Here is a 23124-nt window from a genome sequence, read left to right as displayed (position 1 = left end):
TGGAATTCGGATCTGCAAATTTACTAATTCACAAAAGAATACATAAATTTGGAATCAAGTGATGATAATTGTCACCCTTAAAATTAAGCTCCCGTAAGGAGGGGAGTAGCGAAGCCGTATACCTTCGCCTGCAACACCCACATCAACTATGAAAAGCATGCAAACTAAACTTACATCTACGCTATGCCTTTTGCTGTGCGTACTGTTTTTCAGCTCATGCGTAGCCACTTCCGGCATTGAAAACACCAATAGCATTAGTTCATCCGAAGGAATTTTGGGCAAAAAAGCCACGTATGCCTGGTATCAGCCTAAACTAACGGCAGCGTCTGCCTACGCGCCCGGCTTTAATGCTGACCTGCACCAACACCTGCTGCAGGCAATAGAGGAAGAGTTGCAGCGCAAAGGCTACACCAAAACTACTGTAAACCCGGATATGCTGGTGGCCTACGATGTGAGTGTTTCGGTGCCCGATGCCATGGACAAGCCCGAGCTTTATGGCCCGGGTTTTGGGTATAGCTACGCCTATATGACTGGCTACAGGTATAGCTATGGCAATGCTGAACTGCCTGGTTATCGCGCTGTAGACCTCTTTAAGCAAGGTACGCTGATCGTGGATGTGATCAATCCAAAGTCAAAACAACTGCTCTGGCGCGGCTGGACCGAAGGCGCCATAAAAAACTTTGATGCCGGCTACAGCAAAGTGAAAAGTCAGGTGCAGGAAATCGTGAACCGCATGCCGGGTACTGCGCAGCCTTAAAGCGTTTTAAATCTCATTAACCTTTACAAGTAAACAACCTGCTATACCTTGAGCCATTTAAAAAAGGTATCGGGTTTTTGGCAGGTTTATTTTTGCCTTATATTTAAGATTCCAATACACTCTTTACCGCTATACCTTATGAAACAGTACCTGGACCTGATGCAGCACATCCTTGAAAACGGGATGAAAAAAGAAGACCGTACCGGCACCGGTACCCTCAGTGTGTTCGGCTACCAGATGCGTTTCGACCTGTCAGAGGGCTTTCCGTTGGTTACGACCAAAAAGGTACACCTGAAGTCTATCATCCATGAGCTGCTGTGGTTTTTGAAAGGGGACACTAACATCGCCTATCTTAAAGAAAACGGCGTTACCATTTGGGATGAGTGGGCGGATGCGCAAGGAAATCTTGGTCCGGTATACGGATCGCAGTGGCGCAGCTGGCCAACGCCTGACGGTCGCCACATCGATCAAATTACCCAGGTGGTGAACCAACTCAAAAATAACCCCGACTCTCGCCGCATCATTGTGAGTGCCTGGAACGTGGCTGAGATTGAGCACATGAAGTTACCGCCATGCCATGCTTTCTACCAGTTTTATGTAGCCGAAGGGAAATTGAGTTGCCAGCTATACCAGCGCTCAGCCGATGTGTTTCTGGGCGTGCCGTTCAACATTGCCTCCTATGCTTTGCTGGTGTTAATGATGGCTCAGGTAACCGGGTTGGAGCCAGGAGAGTTTATCTGGACTGGCGGCGACACGCACCTATACCTGAATCACCTGGAGCAGGCACAGTTGCAACTCACCCGAGCCCCGCATTCACTACCGACTTTGCATCTGAATCCGGAAGTAAAGGATATTTTCGACTTCAAGTTCGAGGACTTTAAACTGGAAAATTACGTATCGCACCCAGGTATAAAAGCGCCTGTTGCGGTATAACAGTTTAAGGTATAGAGGCTTAAAACAAAAGGCCCGAAGTTAAGCTTCGGGCCTTTTGTTTGTTATGGGTTAGTGGACCAGATTCCGGCTTCCTTGATGAATACGCGACGGTTCAGTTTGAGCTGTGCCACGATCAGTTCGGCAAAGTCTTCTGGTTGCATCACGCGCTCCGGGTTGCCATCAGTCAGATTCAGATCAATGGCCATGTCAGTTGCCACAGTACTTGGTGTAAGCGTGCTCACCCGGATATTATGCTTGCGCACCTCCTGCATCAGCGACTCAGACAAACCAATAACAGCAAATTTCGAAGCACTATAGGCACTCGTAACCGGAGCACCCCGCTGTCCGGCTGTAGAAGATATGTTGATGATATCACCTGTCTGGCGCTCGATCATTTCGGGCAGCATGGCGCGGGTTACAAAATATACCCCCATCAGGTTGACACGAATAATATGCTCCCAGTCAGCAGGCTCCAGTTCCAGAAATTTGCCAAACTTAGCAGTACCTGCGTTATTGATCAGGATGTCGATCGGGCCAAGTTCAGTGCCGATATATTTCACTGCTTCATTCACTGAGTTTATATCCGTCACATCAGCGGTAGCGACAGCAGCTTTTACGCCCAGTTGCTGCACTTCTGCTGCCACTTCTTCCAGTTGTGATGTTGTACGGGCTAGCAGACCTACATTTACACCTTCTTTGGCCAGCGCAATTGCTATGGCACGGCCTATACCTTTACCAGCGCCTGTGATCAGAGCACTTTTTCCTTTTAATGATTCCATGTAATAAATATGCAATGTTTGTAGCTACAAATATACGACAGTCTGCCTTAAAAAATGAGGGTTGCTCCCAATATTCGCCAACACACGCTATTATTCAAAAGGAAAACGACGCTTCTTTTCATTACTCTGCATGGCCAGTTCAATGATTCGGATGGTATTGCGAGCCTGTACAGCTTTCACATCAAGTTCTGCTATACCTAAGATGGAATCGCGGACATTCTCGTAAAAGCCCCTATAATCACCCGCTTCACTCTGGATCTTACCCACGATTCTTTGTCCGTGTACTTCTGTATCCAGCCTGCCCCAGATCTCTTCCGGCTCCTCGCCCCAATTTGGTGCCGTAGGAGCGAGGCCGGCTTTCAGGGCAGCTTCCTGCACATCGAGGCCATACTTTACAAAAGAGCCTTGGTCGCCTGAAAGTAGAAAGCGAGGGCCCGGCTGCCTCACCAGCATACCTGCTTTCAAAATTGCTTTAAAGCCATTGGCATAATAGAGACTCAGGTCAAAGCTATCGATGATCTGCCCGCAGCTGCGCTGGGTGCGTAAGTCGGCGTATACCTCCCGGGGAGTGCCAAACAAAACAAGTGCCTGATCGATGAGGTGAGAGCCGAGGTCATACAGTATACCTGTGCCTGGCTGGTTTTCTTCCTTCCAGGTGTTGTGGGCAGGTATAGGCCGGAAACGGTCGAAGTGCGCTTCATACTCTACTAATCGCCCTAACATTTCATTTTCGAGCAGTTTTGTTACTGTCTTAAAATCGCTGTCCCAACGGCGGTTTTGATACACAGTCAGCAGCTTTCGTTCAGCACGGGCTAATTCTATGAGTTCGTTTGCCTCTTTTGAAGTCACGGTAAAGGGCTTTTCGACAACCACATGCTTTCCGGCTTGCAAGGCAGCTTTTGCCAGCTCGAAATGAGTAGCGTTGGTCGTCGCAACTATCACCAGCTCAATCTCAGGGTCTTCCAAGACTGGAGAAGTGTCACTAACAACGGTTGTATCAGGGTATAGCTGTTTTGCCAGGGCAATGCTTTCGGGTCGATTCGCTTTTATTTTGCTGAGTCTCAAACCGCCGATAGCTGACACAATGGGTGCATGAAAGACCCGTCCGGCCATTCCGAAGCCCAGAAGGCCTACTGAAATTTTTTGCTGCATCATCTTAAGTTATAGTTTGGCAAAACATAAAGTTAATGAGGTTAATTTGAGAGCAGGAACGTGCATGAACGCTGCAGCCAAAAAAAGAGACTTGTTTCTCTGTCAGAAAATACAAAACAGACGCACGAACAATAATTAAGTTTAAGGTATAAGGTAAAGACGCTGGTTCCATTATCCAGCTATACCTGTTTATATCTGCAAGCCATATTTTATGCCCTGTAGCCAATTGCTTTCAGTCGCTAAAGTAGTTTGTTCCAGCTGGTTTATATTTCTTATACCTGTCACATTCGAAGCAAACACACAATCAGCGTGAGCCAGCTCTTCTGGTTTAGCTAAAATCTCCTGCACAGCTATACCTTGTTGCTCATACCAGCGCAGAATGTTTCTCCGCAAAATACCGTTTATACACCCTGTCTCCAGCGGAGGGGTCATCAGCACTTCTTCCCTCATCCAGAAGATATTGGAAGAAATCAGTTCTGAGACATGTCCTTCTGCATCTAAGAGAAGCATATCATCAAAACTACTGGCCTGTTTCTCTATACCTGCCAGCACATAAAGCGGGGCTTGAGGACCTTTAAAATGGGAGAGGGGAGAAAAAATTGTATTTACTGACTTGCAAATCCCGATCCGCATACCTGCATCAGGTATAGGTTGTGCAACCTGGGCCGTCGCCAGCCACTCCACTTCATTTGATTGTGGAGAGTAAAGACCGCCACCAGTTCGCCATACCTTTAATTTGATGCGGCCATACTTTAAAGCCTTGCGCTGTTTGGCCAACTGCAACAGGTTATCTTTCAACTCACCATTCCAAAAACTGTCAGGTATAGCTAAGCTCAAAGCGTCAGCAGCTTCCCGCATACGCGCCTGATGGTCGCGCCAATAACACAACTTGCCAGCAACCACCATCATTGTATCAAAAAACCCATCATTATACTGAAAAGCACGATTCGTAACTGGGAGCTTCAGGTCTTGCAATGGTAGGAAGGCGTTGTTGTAGAGAAGCAAGATTTCTTTAGTTTAAGAGTTCAAAGTTTAAAACTATAAGCTGATTTCACGAAGAGATAAAAATTCTGCATGTAGACTATACACTTAAAATGAGGAATACGAAATTACTCTATCTGGCAAATCAACACTTTAATCTATTAAAATTTGTCGGATCAGGGCAAAACGCTTCCCTGGCATGGCTTTCACCATTCCTTTAAACTCAAGCGATAACAGCACGGAGGCCAATTGACTAACCGGTACTTGTGACTTCCATCCCAAGTTGTCCATTTGCTCTTCACCAGATTGAATCAGCACTTGCAGTACCTGCATTTCTTCGGGTGTAAAGTCCGCCGGATCTAGCGAAGGTATAGACTTCGCACGTTTCGCCGCCAAGTTATCTTCCACATCCCAGTTCAATAGTTCGATCTGGTCTTGTGTGGAGGTCAGCACGGCAGCTTGGTGCGATTTAATAAGCCAGTTCGTGCCTTCCGACATGGGTGAGTTTATATTTCCGGGCACAGCCATTACGTCTTTATCATAGCTATGGGCAATATCCGCGGTGATCAAGGTGCCACTTTTAAAAGCCGCTTCCAACACAATCGTGCAGTCGGACATACCCTGCAATGATGCGGTTGCGGGCCGGAAAACGTGGCGCATCGGGTTTGGTGCCGAAGGTATTCTCTGTAATCATACCGCCTTGCTCGAGCATTTTCTCTGCATACTTCTTGTGCACGCCTGGGTAAATCGTGTCAGGACCGGAAGCCATAACGCCAATAGTGGGCAAGCCCGCCTGCAAAGCGGCCCGATGTGAGGCAATGTCAATGCCGTAAGCAAGCCCGCTGACAATCATCACATTATAGGGCTTCAGCTCTTCAACTATCCGCTCGGTTATACCTTGACCATAACTCGTTGGTTAACGGGTGCCTACAATACTGATAATGCGGCGATGGTTTAAGTCGGTGTTACCACGGAAATAGAGTAGGGGCGGAGAGTCAGGAAGCTGTTTTAGTCGGTTCGGGTACTTCGGAGAGGTATAGAACAACAACTGAACATCTTTATCTGCCGCCTTTTTAAGCACATCTTCCGCCTCCAGCAAAGCTTGGCGGCCGTTGTCGCGTATACTTTTAGCAACCTTTTCAACTATACCTGGCACCTTCATCAGTTTGGCAACAGGCGCATCGAACACAGCTTTGGCGGAGCCGCAATAGCTCACGAGCACCTTTGTCAGCTGGTCGCCGACGTGGGGCAAAAATGAGAGGGCAACTTCAAATTGAGCTTCGTGTGACATGCACCAAGGTACGCAGGCTTAGCTTTTTGTGTTCAGCTGCTCTTTTATACCTACCAGGAAAGAACGCACTTTCTCCAGCGAGTTGATGATCTCAATCTTATCCTTGGTTTGTACCGATTTGTTCTTGAGTACTTCCTTGGCGCCCTGAATCGTAAAACCGCGCTCTTTCACCAGATGGTAAACCGAACGCAGTTCTTCAATGTCTTTGGCGGTGTACTGACGATTGCCTTTCTTGTTTTTCTTTGGCTTGAGCTGGTCAAACTCGGTCTCCCAGAAGCGGATCAGCGAAGGGGCAACGTCAAAAATGGCAGCTACTTCCCCGATGGTGTAGTACTGCTTTTCGATTTCTTTCTCTTTATAAGGCATAGTGTCGGTTTCAAGGTATAGGGTCACAGCACTAATTTTCGGGTATAGCACGCACTATTACGGCTAAAATTGCTACTTTTGCCCTAATGCAGGCCCGCATAAGCATTGCCCGAAAGGGCTGTTTCTATAAGGCAAAAATTCTATATTTTTTGTTATTAAACAACAAGTATAGCAGATTGTATCTAAAGGCTTAATAATCATAGATGAACTCAGCTGAGATTAGACAAAAGTTTCTTGACTTCTTCGCGCAGCGACAGCACCAGATCGTGTCGTCAGCACCCCTTGTGGTAAAGGATGACCCCACCCTGATGTTTATCAACTCAGGTATGGCGCCTTTCAAGGATTACTTCCTGGGCAACAAACCAGCCCCGTCTAAGCGCATTGCCGACACCCAAAAGTGTCTGCGTGTATCGGGCAAACACAACGACCTGGAGGAAGTAGGCTACGACACCTACCACCACACCATGTTCGAGATGCTGGGCAACTGGTCATTTGGTGACTATTTCAAGAAAGAAGCCCTTGCCTGGTCATGGGAGCTGTTGACAGAGGTATACCAACTGCCGAAAGACAGGCTGTATGTGTCAGTTTTCCAGGGTGATAGCTCTGAGAACCTGCCAATGGACCAGGAAGCATTTGACATCTGGAAGTCTATGATTGCGGAAGACCGTATTCTGATGGGCAACAAGAAGGACAACTTTTGGGAAATGGGCGACACAGGTCCCTGTGGTCCGTGTTCGGAGATACACGTGGATTTGCGTACCGACGAAGAACGTGCGCAGGTTGATGGTAAAACACTCGTGAATGCAGACCATCCGCAGGTTGTCGAAATCTGGAACAACGTATTCATGGAGTTCAACCGACTGGCCGACGCCTCGCTGGTGAAACTGCCTGCGCAGCACGTGGATACAGGTATGGGCTTCGAGCGTTTGTGCATGGCCATACAGGGCAAGCGCTCCAACTACGATACCGATGTGTTTCAGCCGCTGATTCAGTTCATCGCCAAAGAGGCCGGTGTACTTTATGGTGAGAACGAGCAAGTAGACATTGCTATCCGCGTGATGGCCGACCATATACGTGCTATTGCCTTCGCGATTTCGGATGGACAGCTGCCCTCTAACAACAAGGCAGGCTATGTGATTCGTCGCATTTTGCGCCGTGCTGTTAGGTATAGCTTCACTTTCCTGGACTTCAAAAAGCCATTCCTCTACAAACTGGCAGCTGTGCTGGCCGACCAGATGGAAACCGTGTTCCCGGAACTGAAGGCACAACTTAGCTTTGTGCAGCGCGTGATTGAGGAAGAAGAGAATGCCTTCCTGCGCACGCTGGAAAATGGTTTGAAGCGACTTGATGCGTTGGAAGCCAGATTTAAAGAGAACAACAATACCATCGACGGCAAAACCGCCTTCGAACTGTACGATACCTTCGGGTTCCCGCTGGACCTGACTGCGCTGATTGCGCGCGAAAAAGGCCTGAAGGTGGACGAAGCTGGTTTTGGTGTAGAGATGGAGCAGCAGAAAAACCGCTCCCGCAACGCTTCGGCATCGGAGCAGAGCGACTGGGTGATTATTCAGCCAGACGTGGAGACGGAGTTTTTAGGTTACGAGCATAACGTGGCTGATTCGCACATTGTGCGCTACCGTCAGGTGAAGACCAAGAACAAGAGTGAGTACCATGTTGTGCTCGACCGCACGCCGTTCTATGCCGAAAGCGGCGGACAAGTAGGTGACACGGGATATTTGATTTCGGATGCAGAGCAAATTGAAGTGCTCGACACGAAAAAGGAGAACGACCTGATTCTGCACATCACTTCTAAGCTGCCACAGAATATAGAGGCTACTTTCAAAAGCGAAGTCGATTTTGAGCGCCGCAACCTGATTCGTAAGAACCACTCTGCTACGCACTTACTGCATGCCGCTTTACGTAAAGTTTTAGGTGAGCATGTGCAGCAAAAAGGCTCTTTGGTGAACGAAAAAGTACTCCGTTTCGACTTCTCGCACTTCTCCAAAGTAACCGACGAGCAACTGCGGGAAGTTGAAACAATCGTGAACCAGCGTGTGCGCCAGGCTATACCTTTAGAAGAGCAACGCAACGTGCCAATTGCCCAAGCCAAAGAAATGGGTGCCATGGCACTGTTTGGTGAGAAATACGGCGAGTTTGTTCGTGTGATAGCCTTCGACCGTGACCACTCTGTGGAGCTTTGCGGTGGTATACACGTGCACAACACTGGTGAAATCGGTTATTTCAAAATTCTATCAGAAAGCTCCGTAGCTGCTGGCGTGCGTCGCATCGAGGCAACCACAGCAGCAACAGCAGAAGAATACATGCAGCAACAGCTGAACGAGCTGAACGCCGTGCGTGAAGTACTCGGTACACACAGCAATATTTCAGGTGCTGTGCAGAAGTTGCAGGAAGACAACAAAGCCCTGCAAAAGCAACTCGAGCAATTTGAGCTGAAGCAACTCACTAGCCTGAAAGAAAGTCTGGTACAGAAAACCCAATCGATTGATGGGGTTAACTTTGTTGCGGAAAAAGTAGATGTAAGCAACGCCGACTACCTGAAAAAACTGGCTTTCGACATGCGTCAGGCAGTTGACAACCTGGTGCTGGTACTGGCCGCCGAGATTGACGGCAAGCCACAGATTGCGGTGATGCTGTCGGATAACCTGGTTGCTGACCGAAAACTGAACGCCAGCCAAATGGTGCGCGAACTCGCCAAAGAGATAAAAGGAGGGGGCGGTGGACAGCCGTTCTACGCTACTGCTGGTGGCAAGGAAGTTGCTGGTTTGCAGGCCGTGCCAGGTAAGGCACAGGAATTGGTGAAAGGTCTACTGCAATAGGTAAGTGGCAGGTATAGAAACGCCTTATTTAGACAAGGCTAAATCATTTTATACCTTTATACTTTGGGCAGTTGGTTCGGCAGTTCCGCTAAGCTTACTGACAAGGTATATAAAGCTGATGAGCCCCGCAAAAGAAATAGTAGGTTTTGGTCCCGCTGCTCTTGGCTTGTTGCTGGCTCCAGTTGGGCTCATTTTTATACTGAAGAGCTTTCAGCAACAAGAGCAAAACAAGAAACAGCAATGGGTATACCTGCTGGGTTTACTATTGATTAACAGTCTGGCTTTGTACCTAGTCTTTATGATGGTAACAGAAAAAAAGTCATTTATCGACTAGTATATATCCCAAATTAGACATATAAAAGCACAGCTTTCCAAATAAGAATCATGGATAAAGCAATAAGAGACAAATACCAGGCGATTATCGGTCTGGAAGTACACGCCCAGCTGCTGACAGAGAGCAAGGCCTACTCGTCTGACTCAACCGAGTATGGCGTACTGCCAAACACAAACCTGAGCGTAATTACACTGGGTCACCCCGGTACGCTGCCACGCATAAATAAGTCTGTGGTGGAGATGGCTGTGAAGATGGGTTTGGCGACAAACTGCGACATCAGACGCTACAACATCTACGCCCGCAAAAACTATTTCTACCCGGATCTTCCGAAAGGCTACCAGATCACGCAGGACAAAACACCTATTTGTACGGCTGGCTATCTGGACGTAAAAGATGCTGCAGGCAATGACAAACGTATCGGTATTACACGGATTCACATGGAAGAGGATGCTGGTAAATCCATACACTTGGCAGGCGAAACCGAAACGCTGATTGACCTGAACCGTGCCGGCGTGCCGCTGATTGAGATCGTTTCGGAACCGGATATCCGTGATTCAGAAGAAGCTTATAATTACCTGACGGAAATCCGCCGTCTGGTGCGTTATCTGGAGATTTGCGACGGCAACATGGAAGAAGGCTCATTGCGTTGCGACGCCAATATTTCGGTGATGCTGAAAGATTCACCGCTTTGGGGTACAAAGGTAGAGGTGAAGAACATGAACTCATTCCGCAACGTGCAGCGTGCCATCGAGCACGAAATAGAGCGCCAGATCATGGTGATCGAAAATGGAGGTACGATTGATTCTGAAACCCGCAACTTCGATGCGAACACCGGCACGACCACGGCCATGCGTTCAAAAGAGACACTGAATGATTACCGCTACTTCCCTGAGCCGGACCTGCCAGCTCTAGTGATCGAGCAGGAGTGGCTGGAGCGCATTAAGGCAACCATGCCAAGTCTGCCGCAGGAACTGTACAAGCGCTTCACAGAAGAATTTGGACTGTCTGAATATGACGCGGGTGTATTGACAGACGCGAAAGAAATTGCGTTGTATTACGAAGAACTTTGCAAGCACACTCAAAACTATAAAGGTGCAGCCAACTGGGTAACGGGTCCGGTGAAGTCATACTTGAACGAACTGCAGCTACACATTAAGGACTTCCCACTGCAGCCGCACACCATCGCGGAGATTATCGCGCTGGTGGACGACAACAAGGTGAGTCACTCGGTAGCGGCCAAGAAAATTTTCCCTTACATGCTGGAGAATCCGGGTATACCTGCACACCAGGTAGCCGAAGAGCAGAATCTGTTACAGGATTCAGACTCTGAGTCTTTGAAGACTATAGTAGCTGAAGTATTGGCTTCTAATCCACAGAAAGTGGAAGAATATAAAGCAGGCAAACAATCGCTGATAGGTATGTTCATGGGTGAGATCATGAAGAAAACCAAAGGTAAAGCCGATCCGAAAGTGGCAAACAAGTTGCTACAAGAAGGGTTGAACGCTTAATTATATCGGGCAAAGGAAGCTTGTTCTTATTGCTTTACTCAAAGTTGTCAACACTCAAGCTCTTCTATTTTTGATAGGAGAGCCTGCTTGATGATATATTACTTTGTCTAATAGTCTTTTATCAAACAGTCAACAAAGATAAATATGAACCTAAGAAACTATGTCGTATTGGCTTCAGCGGCTGCATTGATGGCCAGCTGCCAGGGCAACAAAACAGCAACCAACGGCAGCGCCTATTCTATAGAAGGGAAATTGCAAAATGCCACGCCAGGTCAGATTTTTTTGTTTGAACTGGGAGAACAGCAATTCATTGCGCGCGACACTGCTGATATTAGTCAGGATGGCACGTTTACTTTTCAGGGCGAGGTGACAGAACCAACGCTGTACCGACTTGGCCTTGACCAGCAAAATGCAATGATGATGGTGCTGGAGAATAAGGCAATCAAAGTAGAGGCTGATGCGCGCGACCTGAACAACACCGCCAAATTCGAAAACTCAGACGACTCGGAGCTCTTCCAGCAATTGAACAAGATGGTGAATGAAAACCGTCAGAAGGAAATGGCGCTGAGCGAACAATTTAACCGTGCCATGTCGGAAGGTAAAACGGAGGAAGCCGAAGGGTACCGACAGCAGTATCTGAATTTGCAAAAAGAGGTTAAGAATTTCATTGCCAGTCACCCTGAATCCATCGTGTCGGCATTTGGAACATTGAGCCTGGTGAATCCGCAACTGGATTTTGCTTTTGCCGATAGCATGCTCACGCTTTATACCCAGCACCTGCCTGAGTCGAAGTATACAAAAACATTGACGGAGCGACTTGGATCCTTGCGCACAACGGCCATTGGCTCCCTTGCACCAGACTTCAAGCTTCCGACACCGGAAGGTGGAGCAATTGCCCTTTCCTCACTCAGAGGTAAGTACGTGCTGATCGATTTCTGGGCCAGTTGGTGCGCACCATGCCGCAAAGAGAATCCGAATGTGGTGAAGATGTACAATAAGTATAAAGACAAAGGTTTCGAGATTTTCGGTGTATCGCTGGACCAGTCACGCGAAAAATGGCTGAAGGCAATCGCAGATGACAAATTAACGTGGCCACAAGTTTCTGACCTGAAAGGCTGGGAAAGTTCTGCGGCTCAACTTTACCAAGTCGACGCCATCCCACAGACTATTCTGCTTGACAAAGAAGGAAATATTATCGCCAAAGGTTTGAGAGGAGAAGAACTGGAAGCTAAAATTGCTTCGCTCGTTCAATAAGATATAGCTATACCTCTAAAACCAGAAAAGCCCTTCCGTACAGGAGGGGCTTTTCTGGTTTATAAGCATTCCGTAATATGATCTTCGACCGTTAAGCAGTCTCTTGCATTATTCTGTCGTTGCCAGGAATTAATTGCTATTCTTCATTTCCTCCCTCACATCCATAAGCGCAAAACCTAGTAGGTTTTCGCCTTCCCATTTTATAGGATTTTCAGCATCAGGATGGCCCTTTGGCATACCAATCCCCCAAATATTATCTACGGGGCTGGCCTCAGCCAATATTCTGTCTGCTGTTGAGAGCAGATATTTTTTCATGTATTCATGAGCATTGAACTTGTGATAAGCACCAGCCCTGACGATATCATATCTATTATCTAGCCACTTCTGATTATCAAAGTTTTTTACCTGTCTGCCCAAATCTTTTGCATGTCCCGGAGTCGTAGCATTGATAATTTTTTCTTCCGTTTCCTTATCTTTAAATAGTTTTGCTTTCCAGCCATCATCCAATGCTCTGCCGTCTGATATTTAATACCGTCTACAGTAAATTCAGAAGGATACCATTGGCTGAAGAGGAACGGACCAACCGTCTGTCCATGTCCTGGCAAATGGCCCCAAAAAAACAAATATTTCAGACGTTCTCCGGCAGCATATCTTTCCTTTAGCTTTTGTAGCTGTTGGTTCATAATGGGTTTTAATTACTGGCAATAAATAAGCCCATGAACTGTTTACTGAAGAGCATAATCCCGAATTACTTTTTAAACACGCGTTGTAGCGCTCCCCAAAGTAGCTTCTTCTGCTCCTGATCACCATCGAGCACAGCTAACGATTGCGAAAAAACCACTGGTACACTGCCAACCAGCACCGGATTGTAAAGCGTAAATTTATCGTGTGGCAGCTCAGTATCCAGGCGGCTGGCGAAGCTGAGGATATAATTGGTTTGAAGTGCATCAGAAAGAGCCTCAAACCTGGTCGTGGCACCGGATACGTTATTCACAAAAGCGACATCAGCAGGACCAAAACCAATCGCAGCCAGAATCTTGATCAGAAAATCGGACTGCGGCAAAGCTTTGAATGCTGGCTCTGGCAGCGTGACCAAAACGACCAGCCCCTTGCGGTTATCACCAATCACCTCAAAAGACTTTGGCTGTTGCGTCTTTTCAACTTTTGGTATTTTAGGTATAGCTGCAGCAGAAACTGAGGGAACCGGGGTTGCAGTTGCCTGGCTGGTAGACTCGGCTGGTTGTTCGGAACTTGCTGACACAGAAAAATCTGATGCACTTTCTACTTCAGGCGCAACAGCAGGCACATCGAGCCCAGCTACTTGATCTTCTGCGATCAGGTATAGCATTTCCGGCATAAAATGTCGGAGAAACTCGCTGTTTAGTTGCTCTGGCGTGAGTGCAGTCATTTGTATAGGTATAAATTAATCCTGATCTTCCTTAAGATCGAAAATGGAGCGCAATTCGTTTGCTTCACTCGGCTTCATACGGCCAGCAAGCACCAGGCGCAACTGACGACGACGCAGTGCACCTTCATAAAGCTTGATCTCTTCTTCTGTTTCAGGTATAGCCTCTGGCACATCAATCGCTTTGCCAGACTGGTCAACTGCCACAAAAGTAAAGAAGGCCTGGTTCGACATAACTTTTCGTCCGGAAGGTATGTCCTCGGCATACACCACAATGTGCACCTCCATAGAAGAGGAAAAAGCACGGGTTACCTTGGCTTCTAGAGTGACCACATTGCCCAGTTTTATACTTTCAGCAAAAGAAACGTTGTCTACCGAAGCCGTTACCACGATGCGGTTGGAGTGACGCTGGGCGGCGATGGCCGACACGATGTCCATCCAGTGCATCATTTTGCCGCCCATCAGGTTGTGCAGGGTGTTGGTATCATTGGGCAATACCAACTCGGTCATGATCACGTAGGATTCGCTTACTTTTTTCTGTTTACGCATGTCTGTTCTATAAAATCTGCCGCAAATATAGGGGACAGGCGGCCAAACAAAAAGCCGGGTAAAAATTTAGAGAGTTTTACTTTACCTTAAAAAGAAGGCTTGTCCCAGCCGGATTTACCGAGCAATGGTACGAATTTAAAATCGGTGAATGCTTCCTGTGCAAATTCACTCTCGCTGGTGCGGGTAATGCGCAGCATTTTCTGGCTCGACTCGCCTCCAACAGGGATCACGAGAATGCCACCAATATTCAATTGGCTCACCAGCGTTTTCGGTATACCTGGCGCACCTGCCGTCACAATGATCTTATCGTAAGGGGCATGGGCTGGTAGTCCCTGAGAACCATCGCCGTGGAAGGTATGCGGAAATAAGCCATACGTTTTGAAAAACTTCACCGCCTTATCGTAGAGTGGCTTGTTGTACTCGATGGTGTATACCTTGGGCGTGATCTGCAAGAGCACACAGCATTGGTAACCGGAACCGGTCCCGATCTCAAGCACTTTGTCGGTTGGTTGCAGCCTTAAAAGCTCCGTCTGAAAGGCCACGGTATAAGGTTGTGAGATGGTCTGGCCCTCGCCAATCGGAAAAGCTTTGTCCTGGTAGGCTTGTTCGAGGAAAGCTTTCTCAAAGAAAAAATGCCGTGGTACAGTTTCGATTGCCGCTAACACCCGTCCATCGCGTATACCTTTGTCTCTCAACTGTTTTACTAAGGCGCGGCGCATGCCTTTGTGCTTGTACAAATCTGTCTGCATTTCCCTGTGAGTCTTTTATAATGTAAAAAACAAGCACGCTGAACAGTTTCAGGTATAGAAATTCCGCTATACCTTGCCTGAAATCAGCCTGAAGCTCGTGTATGCGAAAATAAGCATACCTGCCCACAGTTACCTAACCCGATCGCAATTTAATCTTGCCAGCGCACGGATTTGCAGAGTATGACCGTGCATTTAAGTGAAAACATGGTTAATTTTGAATTGAATTAACAACCCCACAGAGCCATGTTTACAGGTATAATTGAAGGTATGGGCCAAGTACAGGCCATTCAGGAAGAAGGCACCAACAAGCATTTCAAGCTGTCGTCTCCTTTCACGCACGAATTGCAGATAGACCAGAGTGTGGCCCACAACGGTATTTGCCTGACGGTAGTGAATATTTCAGAGACTGACTATACGGTAACAGCTATCGACGAAACGCTGCAGAAAACGAACCTGAACAACCTGAAAGTGGGTGATAAAGTAAACCTGGAGCGTTGCATGAGCGCCAACGGCCGCTTCGACGGCCACATCGTGCAGGGGCATGTGGACCAGGTAGCAGTGTGTGAATCTGTAGAAGATCAGAATGGCAGCTGGGTTTTTACGTTCCGTTATGATACAACTTTAGGCAATGTAACCGTGGAGAAGGGTTCTGTGACGGTAAACGGCATCAGCCTGACGGTAGTCAATTCGCAGGAGGACCGTTTTTCTGTAGCGATCATCCCTTATACCTACGAACATACCAATCTGCACCAGGTAAAGCCTGGGGCGACTGTTAACCTGGAGTTTGATATTATCGGGAAGTATGTGGCGAGGTTGCTGGGGAAAGCTTAAACCTTACTCCACTACAATCTGATGATAGGTCACCCCATAGCCACCCCATACGCCCAGTCCACCATTAATATTTGACCGCGTGGTATTAGGCGAGCCGATGGGGCTGCCATTATTGTTTCGCTCGTTCTCCAGAGTATACCAGAAGCGGTAATGTTCAATATCAATTGCCGCCCAGCGCACAATAACCGTGTCACCTTTTGCAAAGTAGCTGTAAGTATCGAAGTCCACATCCTGACCACGTGGCTCGCCACGGTCTAGTGGGAAACTCAAATTTTGTACGCCATTGATCAGCTCGTCATTGAAGACAGAAGCAAAATAGCCCGGGTAGAAAGGCTCGCTGTTGCGCTTTGTAAAATAACGAATGCTGTTTCCGATTGTATCAGGATCCTGGTAGCGGTAAAACAGCGTGAACAAACTGTCCTGACTTGGGTCGGGGTGGGGTTGCATAAAAAGCTCCTGCAGCGGATTCAGGTTGGGGATAGTAGTAGAAGAAGTCAGCACACGCCCTTCGTAACTGATCCGCAACTGGTAGCTTTTGCCCACTTCACCCAGCAACTCCTCGGAGGTATAGACATAGAAAATAAAATTGCTGTTGCCAGTCAGTTGTTCTTCAGGTATAGCAAATTGCTCCGAAACCACGCGCCGCAGTTCAGGCCGAAAGGCAACGGCTGGCGCTTCTTTTAAGGTATAGCTTTGTCCGCCGCTCGACACCACCACCTGCGCACCGTGCACGAAACTGTCTTCAATATCGGCAGGAGAGAAGCCCGCAAAAACCGGCCTGCTGCGCGTGAGTACCACCACCGGCGGCGCCCCCTGCTCAATATGCCCTTCCACCACCAATTTCTCCTGCCCGGCAGGTATGTCAATGGTCAGGTTCTCTTCACAGGCGGTGAGAAAAGATAGTAACAGCAAAAGCAGGAAATATCTCAGTTGCATCGTTTTACCATTTAAAATTCCAGGTGACTGATGGCAGCGGGAAAGGAATCAGCGACACCTTTTTGGCCTGCACTTTTGTATCTGTGCCGTAGGGTGCGCCCTCGCTATCGATGTAGTAGAGGAAGGGATTGCGGCGGCCATACACGTTGTAGATCGCAAAAGTCCAGCTCGACTGCAGCCTGCGTTGCGCTTTTCCCTCCAAAGTGGCCGACAAATCAAGACGGTGGAAAGGCTCCATCCGAAAGCTGTTGCGGTCGCCGTATTGGTAATTGACCGTGCCTTCAATCAGGTAACGCCGCTCGGGCATGGTGGTCGCCTGCCCGGTGCCGTAGACGAAGCTGCCGCCAAAGGTCCAGCGCGGATTATAGATATAAGTGGCCACCAGCGACACATCGTGCCGGCGGTCGAAGCGGGCGGGGAAGGGACGACTCTGGTTGATGTCGGGGAATGTGCGTTCAGTACGTGATAAGGTATAGCCAATCCAACCCTGCAGGTCGCCATAGTTCTTACGCAGGAAAAACTCCGCTCCGTACGACTCGCTGCTGCCACGAACAAATTCATATTCCAGATCGCGGTTGCTCGGCCCGGCCACAAAACCTTCGCGGTACTCGAGCTGGTTTGCCATAGTTTTGTAATAAAGCTCCACTGAGCCTTCGTACATGTTCTGGCTGAAGCTCTGAAAATAACCAATCGCATATTGGGTCGCCCTTTGCGGCTCCACAATGGCTGAGCTCGGCACCCAGACATCCAGCGGCAAGGTGGTATAGGCATTGGAAACCAGGTGGAGGTACTGCGCCGAACGGGTATAGCTGGCTTTGACAGACGATGTCGCACTCAAGGTATAGCGAGCTGATACCCGCGGCTCCAGCGCCTGAAAAGTCTTCACACGTTCTCCATCGCCATACGCTACCGAATCGACAGCCCATTGATTCTGGTCAAACTCATAGAAAGTAAAAGGCCCCATCTGCGCAAAATAGCTGCCGCGTATACCCAGACTCAGCAATAGCCGGTCCGTCACGTTCCATTCGTCAGAAAGGTAGATCGCTGCCTGATGGGCAGTTTTGGAAAGAATCCGGTCCGTAGTGAATACATCACCCTCAGCGGTTTCGGCGCTGCCCGTGCGGGGACGCAAGGTATGGTGCGTGTACTGCAGCCCATATTCCAAATGATGCTGCGCTGAAGGGGTATAGGCAAAATCTGTCTTGAGGGTATAATCCCGGATGCCGGTTTCCACTGAGGTTGTAATATCGCCGAAATCCCAGGTGAAATCAAACGCGTAGTCGCTCAGTATAGCTGAAACATCCACATAGTGCTTGTCCGAAAACTGGTGATTCCAGCGAGCTGTGGCAGTGGCATTTCCCCATTGAAAATCGGCCTCAAAGCGTCCGGAAGAAAGCGTGAGCGTACCCGCATCCTTGCCATAGTAACCGCTCAGGTATAGCTTGTCTTCGGGTGACAAGGTATAGGAGACCTTCCCGTTAAAATCGTAGAAATAATAAGGCACACCACCTTGCTCGGTGTTCCGCAAAAACGGGCCGAACAGAACATCCACATAGGTCCGGCGGGCCGAGAAGATAAAGGCAGACTTGTCTTTAATCAGCGGTCCCTGCACCGTCAGTCGGGAAGCGATCATTCCAATGCCGCCTTCAGCCTGCAGACTGTCGGCACTGCCTTCGCGCAACTCCACGTCCAGCACCGACGAAAGTCGTCCACCATACCTGGCCGGCATATTTCCTTTGATCATCGTGGCATTGCTGATGGCGTCGCTGTTGAAGACCGAGAAGAAATTGAGCAGATGTCCCGGATTATAGACGACCGCCTGATCGAGCAGTATCAGGTTCTGATCGGACCCACCGCCGCGTACATAAAAGCCCGTATTACCTTCCCCACCAGATTGAATTCCCGGCATCAGCTGCACTGTTTTCATGATATCCGTCTCGCCAAACAGTACCGGCAGCCTCTTCACCGACTGCATGGGAATATCTAGTTCGCCCATCGTGGCGGTTTGGGTAATGGGTTTGAGTCGTGTGCCGATGATTTCCACCTCCCGCGTGCTGTAGGTAGCCGGGGCTAGTTTGAGATCGAGGGTTTCGTTGCGAAAGAGATGCAGCGGCGTTTCCTGGTTTTCGTAACCGATGTAGCGGATAACCAAGGTATAGCTCCCGGCCGGCGCAAGCAGGCTATACCTGCCGTCGGGCTCCGAGACGGTGCCGATAGAAGGGCGTTCTTTCAAACTGATGGAAGCGCCTGCCAGCGGTGCTGCTGTATTTGCGTCTAACACTTGGCCGCGCAGAACAAAGTCATCCTGTGCCCAGGCGGGTAGCAAAGGCAGGAGTAATAGCGGCAGAAACAGGTATAAAAAGCGTCGTAGTTGCAAGTCCGGAAATCAGCTGTTCTAACAATACGACAGAAACAGCGGATTATGTCAAAGGTTCATGCTGAAAGCGGGTATATTTTCGCAGCCACAACCGGTAGCCCACCACAGCCAGCATGGCCGTACCAGTGCCTACCAAAGCGCCTCCAATAATATCACCCGGATAATGCACGCCCAGGTAAATACGACTATAGGAAACCAGCACAGCCCAGATCACCAGCACAATCTTGAAGATCAGGTAACGATCGGAGAGGATCAGGTTAAAAAAAACAGCCAGTGCAAAACCCGTGGAGGCGTGGGAGGAGAGGAAGCCGAATTTACCCCCGCAGCCCTGCACCAGGTTCACCATTGTTGAAAGCTCTGGATCGTGGCACGGACGCAGACGGGCAAAATACGGTTTGAAGATGCCAGAAGCCACATAATCAGCCAATCCTATACCTGCTACTGCCATGAGCAGCATCGGGATACTCTGCATTTTATAGCGCCAGATGATGTAGCCGATAAGCAGTAGGTAAAAAGGAATCCAGAAGTATTTGTTGGAAACCGTAACCATCACGGTGTCCCAGAACGGACTCTGCTGTTCGTTCAGGTATAGGAACAGTTCCTGGTCCAGCTTCTCCAGTTGATCGAGCATATGAACGCTACGCTTAATTAAAAATTAGAAATTCTGAATTAGAAATAATGGCGAGAAACCTGTCTTTCATTTGTCAGAAATTAAACACGAGCTATCATTTCCTGCAATGCAGCGCTAAGCTATATTGATCCAGTCGATTTCTTTCTTGAGGTAGCCCCGCGTTTTTTCTTCTGGTCCACCCGCTTCCGGTTTGTGGTTGTATACCCAGGAGGCGTGCAGCGGCAGACTCATCAAAATCGACTCGATGCGTCCGTTGGTGGCCAGTCCGAACTTGGTGCCGCGATCGTACACGAGGTTGAACTCGACGTAGCGCCCACGTCGGATCAGTTGCCACTGTTTTTCGCGCTCCCCAAAAGGCAAATTGCGATTCTCGTTGATGATCTTGGTATAGAAAGGCGCAAAAGCATAGGCCACATCGCGTACAAAGGCAAATTGTTCTTCCATGCTGATCTCGTCAGTGGCCATCAGCCGGTCGAAGAATATGCCGCCTACACCGCGTGTTTCCTGGCGATGTTCATTATAAAAATAGTCGTCTGCCCATTTCTTGAATTCCGGATAATAGGAGGGATGGTGCTTATCGCATACGGCTTTCATGGCCTCGTGGAACTCCCGCGCTTGTTTCAAATCAACATAAATAGGTGTCAGGTCGATGCCGCCGCCAAACCAGGCCGTGCCGTCGCCCGCCTCAAAATAACGCACGTTCATGTGCGTGATCGGCACCATCGGGCTGTGCGGGTGCATGACTACCGAAACGCCTGTTGCAAAAAACTTCGGGTCGGGCATCTGCAGCATTTTCAGGAATTGGGGAGAAAGCTCACCCTGAACGGCAGAGAAGTTGACGCCGCCTTTCTCGAGCACGTTTCCATTCTCAATGATGCGGGAAATGCCGCCACCGCCTTGCTCATGCTGCCACTCATCTTTCTGGAAAGTAGCACCACCATCGCAGTTTTCAAGGTCACGCACCAAATCCAGCTGGAACTGGCGCATAAAAGCTTTAACTTCTTCTCTGAACATTTTATAGATGTTAGTTGTAAGACAAAAGACATCAGATTTTGTATGAGTGCTATTCCTGAAAACCAGTGTAAAGCACTACACACTTAAAATCAGAACACAAAATTACCAAAATAACGCCGCTCTACCGAACATTCGTAAGGATTTCAGAAAAAGGGCTTTTTTGCTTAACTTCGGGCATAAACTAAGCGCAACCTATGTCAAAAGAACTGATGGAGGCTTTTAAGATTGACACTGCTATCCTTAAAAGGGCCTACCGCCTGATGATAACTGCCAAAACCATGGCAGACACCTACGAAGAAAATAAAACGATTTGTAGCAAGTATGTGCACAGCACATCGCGCGGCCACGAAGCCATTCAACTGGCTACCGCCTTTCAGCTGAAGCCTTACGATTACGCCTCGCTTTACTACCGCGATGACTCCATGCTACTAGGTATAGGCATGCAACCATACGAACTGATGCTGCAGCTGATGGCAAAGGCAGATGATCCGTTCTCAGGTGGCCGTACTTATTACGGACACCCGTCACTGCGTCGCGAGGGCTTCCCGACGATTCCGCACCAAAGTTCAGCGACCGGCATGCAGGCTATACCTGCCACAGGTATGGCACACGCGCTATCTTATTTCGAATCGCAGGGCCTGGCCAATGGCGCGGAAAAACCAGTTGTGCTTTGCTCGCTGGGCGATGGTTCTGTAACCGAAGGCGAAGTAGCCGAGGCTTTCCAGATGGCGGTGCTCAAGAATCTGCCCATCGTATACCTGGTGCAGGACAACGACTGGGGCATTTCGGCCACCGGCAAGGAAATGCGTGCTATGGATGCCTACGAATATGCGGCTGGCTTTAAGGGCATGGAACGACTGCGTGTAAACGGCTCAGATTTTACTGAGTCTTATGAAGGTATGCGGGTAGCATTTGAGTATGTGCGGGAGATCCGCAAGCCGATCCTGGTGCACGCCAAAGTGCCTTTGCTGGGTCACCATACCTCCGGGGTGCGCCGTGAGTGGTACCGCGGAGACAACCTGCAGGAGCACAGCGTAAACGACCCGATCCCGAAACTCCGGCAGGCTTTGCTGGAAGCAGAAGTAACCTCTGAAGAAGTACAGTGGCTGGAACAGGAAGCTCAGAAAACAGTAGCAGCCGACTACCAGCGTGCATTGGATGCGCCTGTACCTGATCCCGTTACATTTGACCAGCACGAGTTTGCATTAACACCTGTAACTGAAGAGCTGGGTGAACGCAGTCCATCCGGTGCTCAAAAAACCATTATGGTGGACGCCGCTCTTCATGCTGTAGACGATATCCTGCGTACTTATCCGGAGGCGCTGTTTTACGGTCAGGACGTAGGAGGTGAACTTGGTGGTGTATTCCGTGAAGCTGCTTTGCTGGCCAAGAAATATGGTGACAACCGCGTGTTCAACACCCCAATCCAGGAGGCTTACATTGTCGGCTCAACCGCAGGTATGTCCGCTGTGGGAGCAAAAGCGATCGTGGAGATCCAGTTTGCAGACTATATCTGGCCGGGTATGAACCAGTTGGTAGAAGAACTTTCAAAAAGCTGTTACCTGTCGATGGGCAAGTTCCCGGTGCAGTCGCTGATCCGGGTGCCGATCGGTGCCTATGGCGGCGGCGGTCCGTACCACTCCGGCAGCATCGAATCGACCTTGTTAACTATACGTGGTATTAAGGTGGTATACCCGAGCAACGCTGCTGATATGAAAGGTTTGATGAAAGCCGCCTTCCTGGACCCGAATCCGGTCATCATGCTGGAGCACAAAGGCCTGTACTGGTCGAAAGTAGCCGGCACCGAAGATGCCAAAACAGTAGAACCAGACGAAAACTACATCCTGCCGCTTGGCAAAGCCAATGTAGTGCAGCATGCAAGCGATGAGGAAATGCGTATGGGTAACTCCATGACCGTGATTACCTACGGTATGGGCGTATACTGGGCCAAAACAGCATCAAAACAATTTAAAGGCAGTGTAGAGATCCTGGATCTGCGCACACTTAACCCTTTAGATTTTGAAGCAGTAGTTGCCTCAGTTCGCCGCCATGGTAAAGCTTTAGTATTGACCGAGGAACCACTGATGAACTCATTCGCTGAATCATTAGCCGGTCGTATTTCGAAAGCGTGTTTCCAGCAGCTGGATGCGCCAGTCTATACCCTGGGTGCCGCCAACCTGCCTGCTATACCTTTGAATGTCGAACTGGAGAAAATGATGCTTCCAAATCCTGATAAAGTAGCCGCTGCCATAGAAGAGTTGCTGAATTATTAATCTCAGGTATAGGTTGATCAAAAAGCCCCCGCCACAGGGCGAGGGCACTGAAAAAGTCTCCGTGAAAACTGGAGAATTAAAGGAGCAGGAATTAAGTTTTCTGCTCCTTTTTTCGTATCTCCTGGTGGAATCAGAGAGCATTCAGATGGTAGCGCAACAGCAACAAA

Annotated in this window: 21 protein-coding genes and 1 pseudogene; 8 read left to right on the top strand and 14 right to left on the bottom strand. The window is 48.8% G+C overall.

The features are described 5' to 3' along the window. Nucleotides 1–157 precede the first annotated feature (157 nt). Together K3G39_RS17410 and K3G39_RS17405 are read left to right on the top strand one after the other, a co-directional pair. Complete coding sequence (locus K3G39_RS17410; protein WP_220627452.1) at nucleotides 158–757, top strand: DUF4136 domain-containing protein; 600 nt, start codon at nucleotides 158–160, stop codon at nucleotides 755–757. A gap of 138 nt (nucleotides 758–895) precedes the next feature. After that, nucleotides 896–1690: a thymidylate synthase gene (locus K3G39_RS17405; RefSeq protein WP_220627451.1), complete on the top strand. Its 795-nt coding sequence runs from the start codon at nucleotides 896–898 to the stop codon at nucleotides 1688–1690. Nucleotides 1691–1752: 62 nt separating this feature from the next. On the opposite strand, the gene K3G39_RS17400 is transcribed toward K3G39_RS17405, so the two are convergent. From K3G39_RS17400 to K3G39_RS17380, 6 genes and pseudogenes are all read right to left on the bottom strand, one after another. After that, the gene (locus K3G39_RS17400; RefSeq protein WP_220627450.1) at nucleotides 1753–2469 is read right to left on the bottom strand and encodes a 3-ketoacyl-ACP reductase; all 717 of its coding nucleotides are present in this window, start codon (nucleotides 2467–2469) and stop codon (nucleotides 1753–1755) included. 90 nt (nucleotides 2470–2559) lie between these two features. Further along, a complete protein-coding gene (locus tag K3G39_RS17395; RefSeq protein ID WP_220627449.1) occupies nucleotides 2560–3624 on the bottom strand; it encodes a Gfo/Idh/MocA family oxidoreductase in 1065 nt (354 codons plus the stop codon). 186 nt (nucleotides 3625–3810) lie between these two features. Then, nucleotides 3811–4626 (bottom strand): aminotransferase class IV, encoded by an 816-nt coding sequence (locus tag K3G39_RS17390; protein WP_220627448.1) that lies wholly within the window; start codon nucleotides 4624–4626, stop codon nucleotides 3811–3813. A 129-nt stretch (nucleotides 4627–4755) separates the two neighbouring features. Continuing rightward, entirely contained in the window at nucleotides 4756–5220 is a 465-nt protein-coding gene (locus K3G39_RS21220; RefSeq protein WP_370627278.1) for a DNA-processing protein DprA, read from the bottom strand. After that, a pseudogene (locus K3G39_RS21215) lies at nucleotides 5183–5893 on the bottom strand (DNA-processing protein DprA). The gene K3G39_RS21220 and the pseudogene K3G39_RS21215 overlap by 38 nt, the downstream one beginning before the upstream one ends. A gap of 18 nt (nucleotides 5894–5911) precedes the next feature. Continuing rightward, on the bottom strand, nucleotides 5912–6259 hold the full coding sequence (locus K3G39_RS17380; RefSeq protein ID WP_220627447.1) for a MerR family transcriptional regulator: 348 nt from the start codon (nucleotides 6257–6259) through the stop codon (nucleotides 5912–5914). Nucleotides 6260–6462: 203 nt separating this feature from the next. Here K3G39_RS17380 and alaS point away from each other — a divergent pair, with 203 nt between their 5' ends. The 4 genes from alaS (at nucleotide 6463) to K3G39_RS17360 (ending at nucleotide 12192) form a co-directional block, all read left to right on the top strand. Next, entirely contained in the window at nucleotides 6463–9096 is a 2634-nt protein-coding gene (gene alaS, locus K3G39_RS17375; protein ID WP_220627446.1) for an alanine--tRNA ligase, read from the top strand. Between the two features lie 118 nt (nucleotides 9097–9214). Next, nucleotides 9215–9430 (top strand): hypothetical protein, encoded by a 216-nt coding sequence (locus tag K3G39_RS17370; protein WP_220627445.1) that lies wholly within the window; start codon nucleotides 9215–9217, stop codon nucleotides 9428–9430. 50 nt (nucleotides 9431–9480) lie between these two features. Continuing rightward, nucleotides 9481–10938 (top strand): Asp-tRNA(Asn)/Glu-tRNA(Gln) amidotransferase subunit GatB, encoded by a 1458-nt coding sequence (gatB, locus tag K3G39_RS17365; protein ID WP_220627444.1) that lies wholly within the window; start codon nucleotides 9481–9483, stop codon nucleotides 10936–10938. 144 nt (nucleotides 10939–11082) lie between these two features. After that, entirely contained in the window at nucleotides 11083–12192 is a 1110-nt protein-coding gene (locus tag K3G39_RS17360) for a TlpA disulfide reductase family protein (RefSeq protein WP_220627443.1), read from the top strand. Between the two features lie 129 nt (nucleotides 12193–12321). On the opposite strand, the gene K3G39_RS17355 is transcribed toward K3G39_RS17360, so the two are convergent. The 4 genes from K3G39_RS17355 to K3G39_RS17340 form a co-directional block, all read right to left on the bottom strand. Beyond that, nucleotides 12322–12699 (bottom strand): NADAR family protein, encoded by a 378-nt coding sequence (locus tag K3G39_RS17355; RefSeq protein WP_255594451.1) that lies wholly within the window; start codon nucleotides 12697–12699, stop codon nucleotides 12322–12324. A 241-nt stretch (nucleotides 12700–12940) separates the two neighbouring features. Continuing rightward, nucleotides 12941–13600, bottom strand: coding sequence for a hypothetical protein (locus tag K3G39_RS17350; protein WP_220627442.1), 660 nt, complete (start codon nucleotides 13598–13600; stop codon nucleotides 12941–12943). A 15-nt stretch (nucleotides 13601–13615) separates the two neighbouring features. After that, complete coding sequence (locus K3G39_RS17345; protein WP_220627441.1) at nucleotides 13616–14146, bottom strand: acyl-CoA thioesterase; 531 nt, start codon at nucleotides 14144–14146, stop codon at nucleotides 13616–13618. Nucleotides 14147–14232: 86 nt separating this feature from the next. Beyond that, nucleotides 14233–14895 carry a protein-L-isoaspartate(D-aspartate) O-methyltransferase gene (locus tag K3G39_RS17340; RefSeq protein WP_220627440.1) on the bottom strand — a complete coding sequence of 221 codons (663 nt, stop codon included), beginning with the start codon at nucleotides 14893–14895 and terminating at the stop codon, nucleotides 14233–14235. A gap of 243 nt (nucleotides 14896–15138) precedes the next feature. Between K3G39_RS17340 and K3G39_RS17335 the strand changes: the two genes are divergently transcribed. After that, on the top strand, nucleotides 15139–15726 hold the full coding sequence (locus K3G39_RS17335; RefSeq protein WP_220627439.1) for a riboflavin synthase: 588 nt from the start codon (nucleotides 15139–15141) through the stop codon (nucleotides 15724–15726). A gap of 3 nt (nucleotides 15727–15729) precedes the next feature. On the opposite strand, the gene K3G39_RS17330 is transcribed toward K3G39_RS17335, so the two are convergent. The 4 genes from K3G39_RS17330 to hemF all read right to left on the bottom strand — a co-directional run bounded on the left by K3G39_RS17330 (nucleotide 15730) and on the right by hemF (nucleotide 20684). Beyond that, nucleotides 15730–16662: a DUF4249 family protein gene (locus K3G39_RS17330; protein ID WP_220627438.1), complete on the bottom strand. Its 933-nt coding sequence runs from the start codon at nucleotides 16660–16662 to the stop codon at nucleotides 15730–15732. A 4-nt stretch (nucleotides 16663–16666) separates the two neighbouring features. Beyond that, entirely contained in the window at nucleotides 16667–19039 is a 2373-nt protein-coding gene (locus K3G39_RS17325) for a TonB-dependent receptor (RefSeq protein WP_220627437.1), read from the bottom strand. 43 nt (nucleotides 19040–19082) lie between these two features. Continuing rightward, entirely contained in the window at nucleotides 19083–19670 is a 588-nt protein-coding gene (locus K3G39_RS17320; RefSeq protein ID WP_220627436.1) for a phosphatase PAP2 family protein, read from the bottom strand. A gap of 114 nt (nucleotides 19671–19784) precedes the next feature. Further along, a complete protein-coding gene (gene hemF / locus K3G39_RS17315) occupies nucleotides 19785–20684 on the bottom strand; it encodes an oxygen-dependent coproporphyrinogen oxidase (RefSeq protein WP_220627435.1) in 900 nt (299 codons plus the stop codon). Nucleotides 20685–20878: 194 nt separating this feature from the next. Between hemF and K3G39_RS17310 the strand changes: the two genes are divergently transcribed. Next, nucleotides 20879–22957 (top strand): thiamine pyrophosphate-dependent enzyme, encoded by a 2079-nt coding sequence (locus K3G39_RS17310; RefSeq protein WP_220627434.1) that lies wholly within the window; start codon nucleotides 20879–20881, stop codon nucleotides 22955–22957. Nucleotides 22958–23124 lie beyond the last annotated feature (167 nt).

This window comes from Pontibacter sp. HSC-14F20, from assembly GCF_019599265.1.
Lineage (GTDB): Bacteria > Bacteroidota > Bacteroidia > Cytophagales > Hymenobacteraceae > Pontibacter.
Note: the sequence above shows the minus strand (reverse complement) of the source record. Positions and strands in the feature narration are given on the sequence as shown.

Coding starts and splice junctions, on each gene's coding strand:
- K3G39_RS17410 (WP_220627452.1), top strand. CDS start 158: ATGCAAACTAAACTTACATCTACGCTATGCCTTTTGCTGTGCGTACTG.
- K3G39_RS17405 (WP_220627451.1), top strand. CDS start 896: ATGAAACAGTACCTGGACCTGATGCAGCACATCCTTGAAAACGGGATG.
- K3G39_RS17400 (WP_220627450.1), bottom strand. CDS start 2,469: ATGGAATCATTAAAAGGAAAAAGTGCTCTGATCACAGGCGCTGGTAAA.
- K3G39_RS17395 (WP_220627449.1), bottom strand. CDS start 3,624: ATGATGCAGCAAAAAATTTCAGTAGGCCTTCTGGGCTTCGGAATGGCC.
- K3G39_RS21220 (WP_370627278.1), bottom strand. CDS start 5,220: ATGTCCGACTGCACGATTGTGTTGGAAGCGGCTTTTAAAAGTGGCACC.
- K3G39_RS17380 (WP_220627447.1), bottom strand. CDS start 6,259: ATGCCTTATAAAGAGAAAGAAATCGAAAAGCAGTACTACACCATCGGG.
- alaS (WP_220627446.1), top strand. CDS start 6,463: ATGAACTCAGCTGAGATTAGACAAAAGTTTCTTGACTTCTTCGCGCAG.
- K3G39_RS17370 (WP_220627445.1), top strand. CDS start 9,215: ATGAGCCCCGCAAAAGAAATAGTAGGTTTTGGTCCCGCTGCTCTTGGC.
- gatB (WP_220627444.1), top strand. CDS start 9,481: ATGGATAAAGCAATAAGAGACAAATACCAGGCGATTATCGGTCTGGAA.
- K3G39_RS17360 (WP_220627443.1), top strand. CDS start 11,083: ATGAACCTAAGAAACTATGTCGTATTGGCTTCAGCGGCTGCATTGATG.
- K3G39_RS17350 (WP_220627442.1), bottom strand. CDS start 13,600: ATGACTGCACTCACGCCAGAGCAACTAAACAGCGAGTTTCTCCGACAT.
- K3G39_RS17345 (WP_220627441.1), bottom strand. CDS start 14,146: ATGCGTAAACAGAAAAAAGTAAGCGAATCCTACGTGATCATGACCGAG.
- K3G39_RS17340 (WP_220627440.1), bottom strand. CDS start 14,895: ATGCAGACAGATTTGTACAAGCACAAAGGCATGCGCCGCGCCTTAGTA.
- K3G39_RS17335 (WP_220627439.1), top strand. CDS start 15,139: ATGTTTACAGGTATAATTGAAGGTATGGGCCAAGTACAGGCCATTCAG.
- K3G39_RS17330 (WP_220627438.1), bottom strand. CDS start 16,662: ATGCAACTGAGATATTTCCTGCTTTTGCTGTTACTATCTTTTCTCACC.
- K3G39_RS17320 (WP_220627436.1), bottom strand. CDS start 19,670: ATGCTCGATCAACTGGAGAAGCTGGACCAGGAACTGTTCCTATACCTG.
- hemF (WP_220627435.1), bottom strand. CDS start 20,684: ATGTTCAGAGAAGAAGTTAAAGCTTTTATGCGCCAGTTCCAGCTGGAT.
- K3G39_RS17310 (WP_220627434.1), top strand. CDS start 20,879: ATGTCAAAAGAACTGATGGAGGCTTTTAAGATTGACACTGCTATCCTT.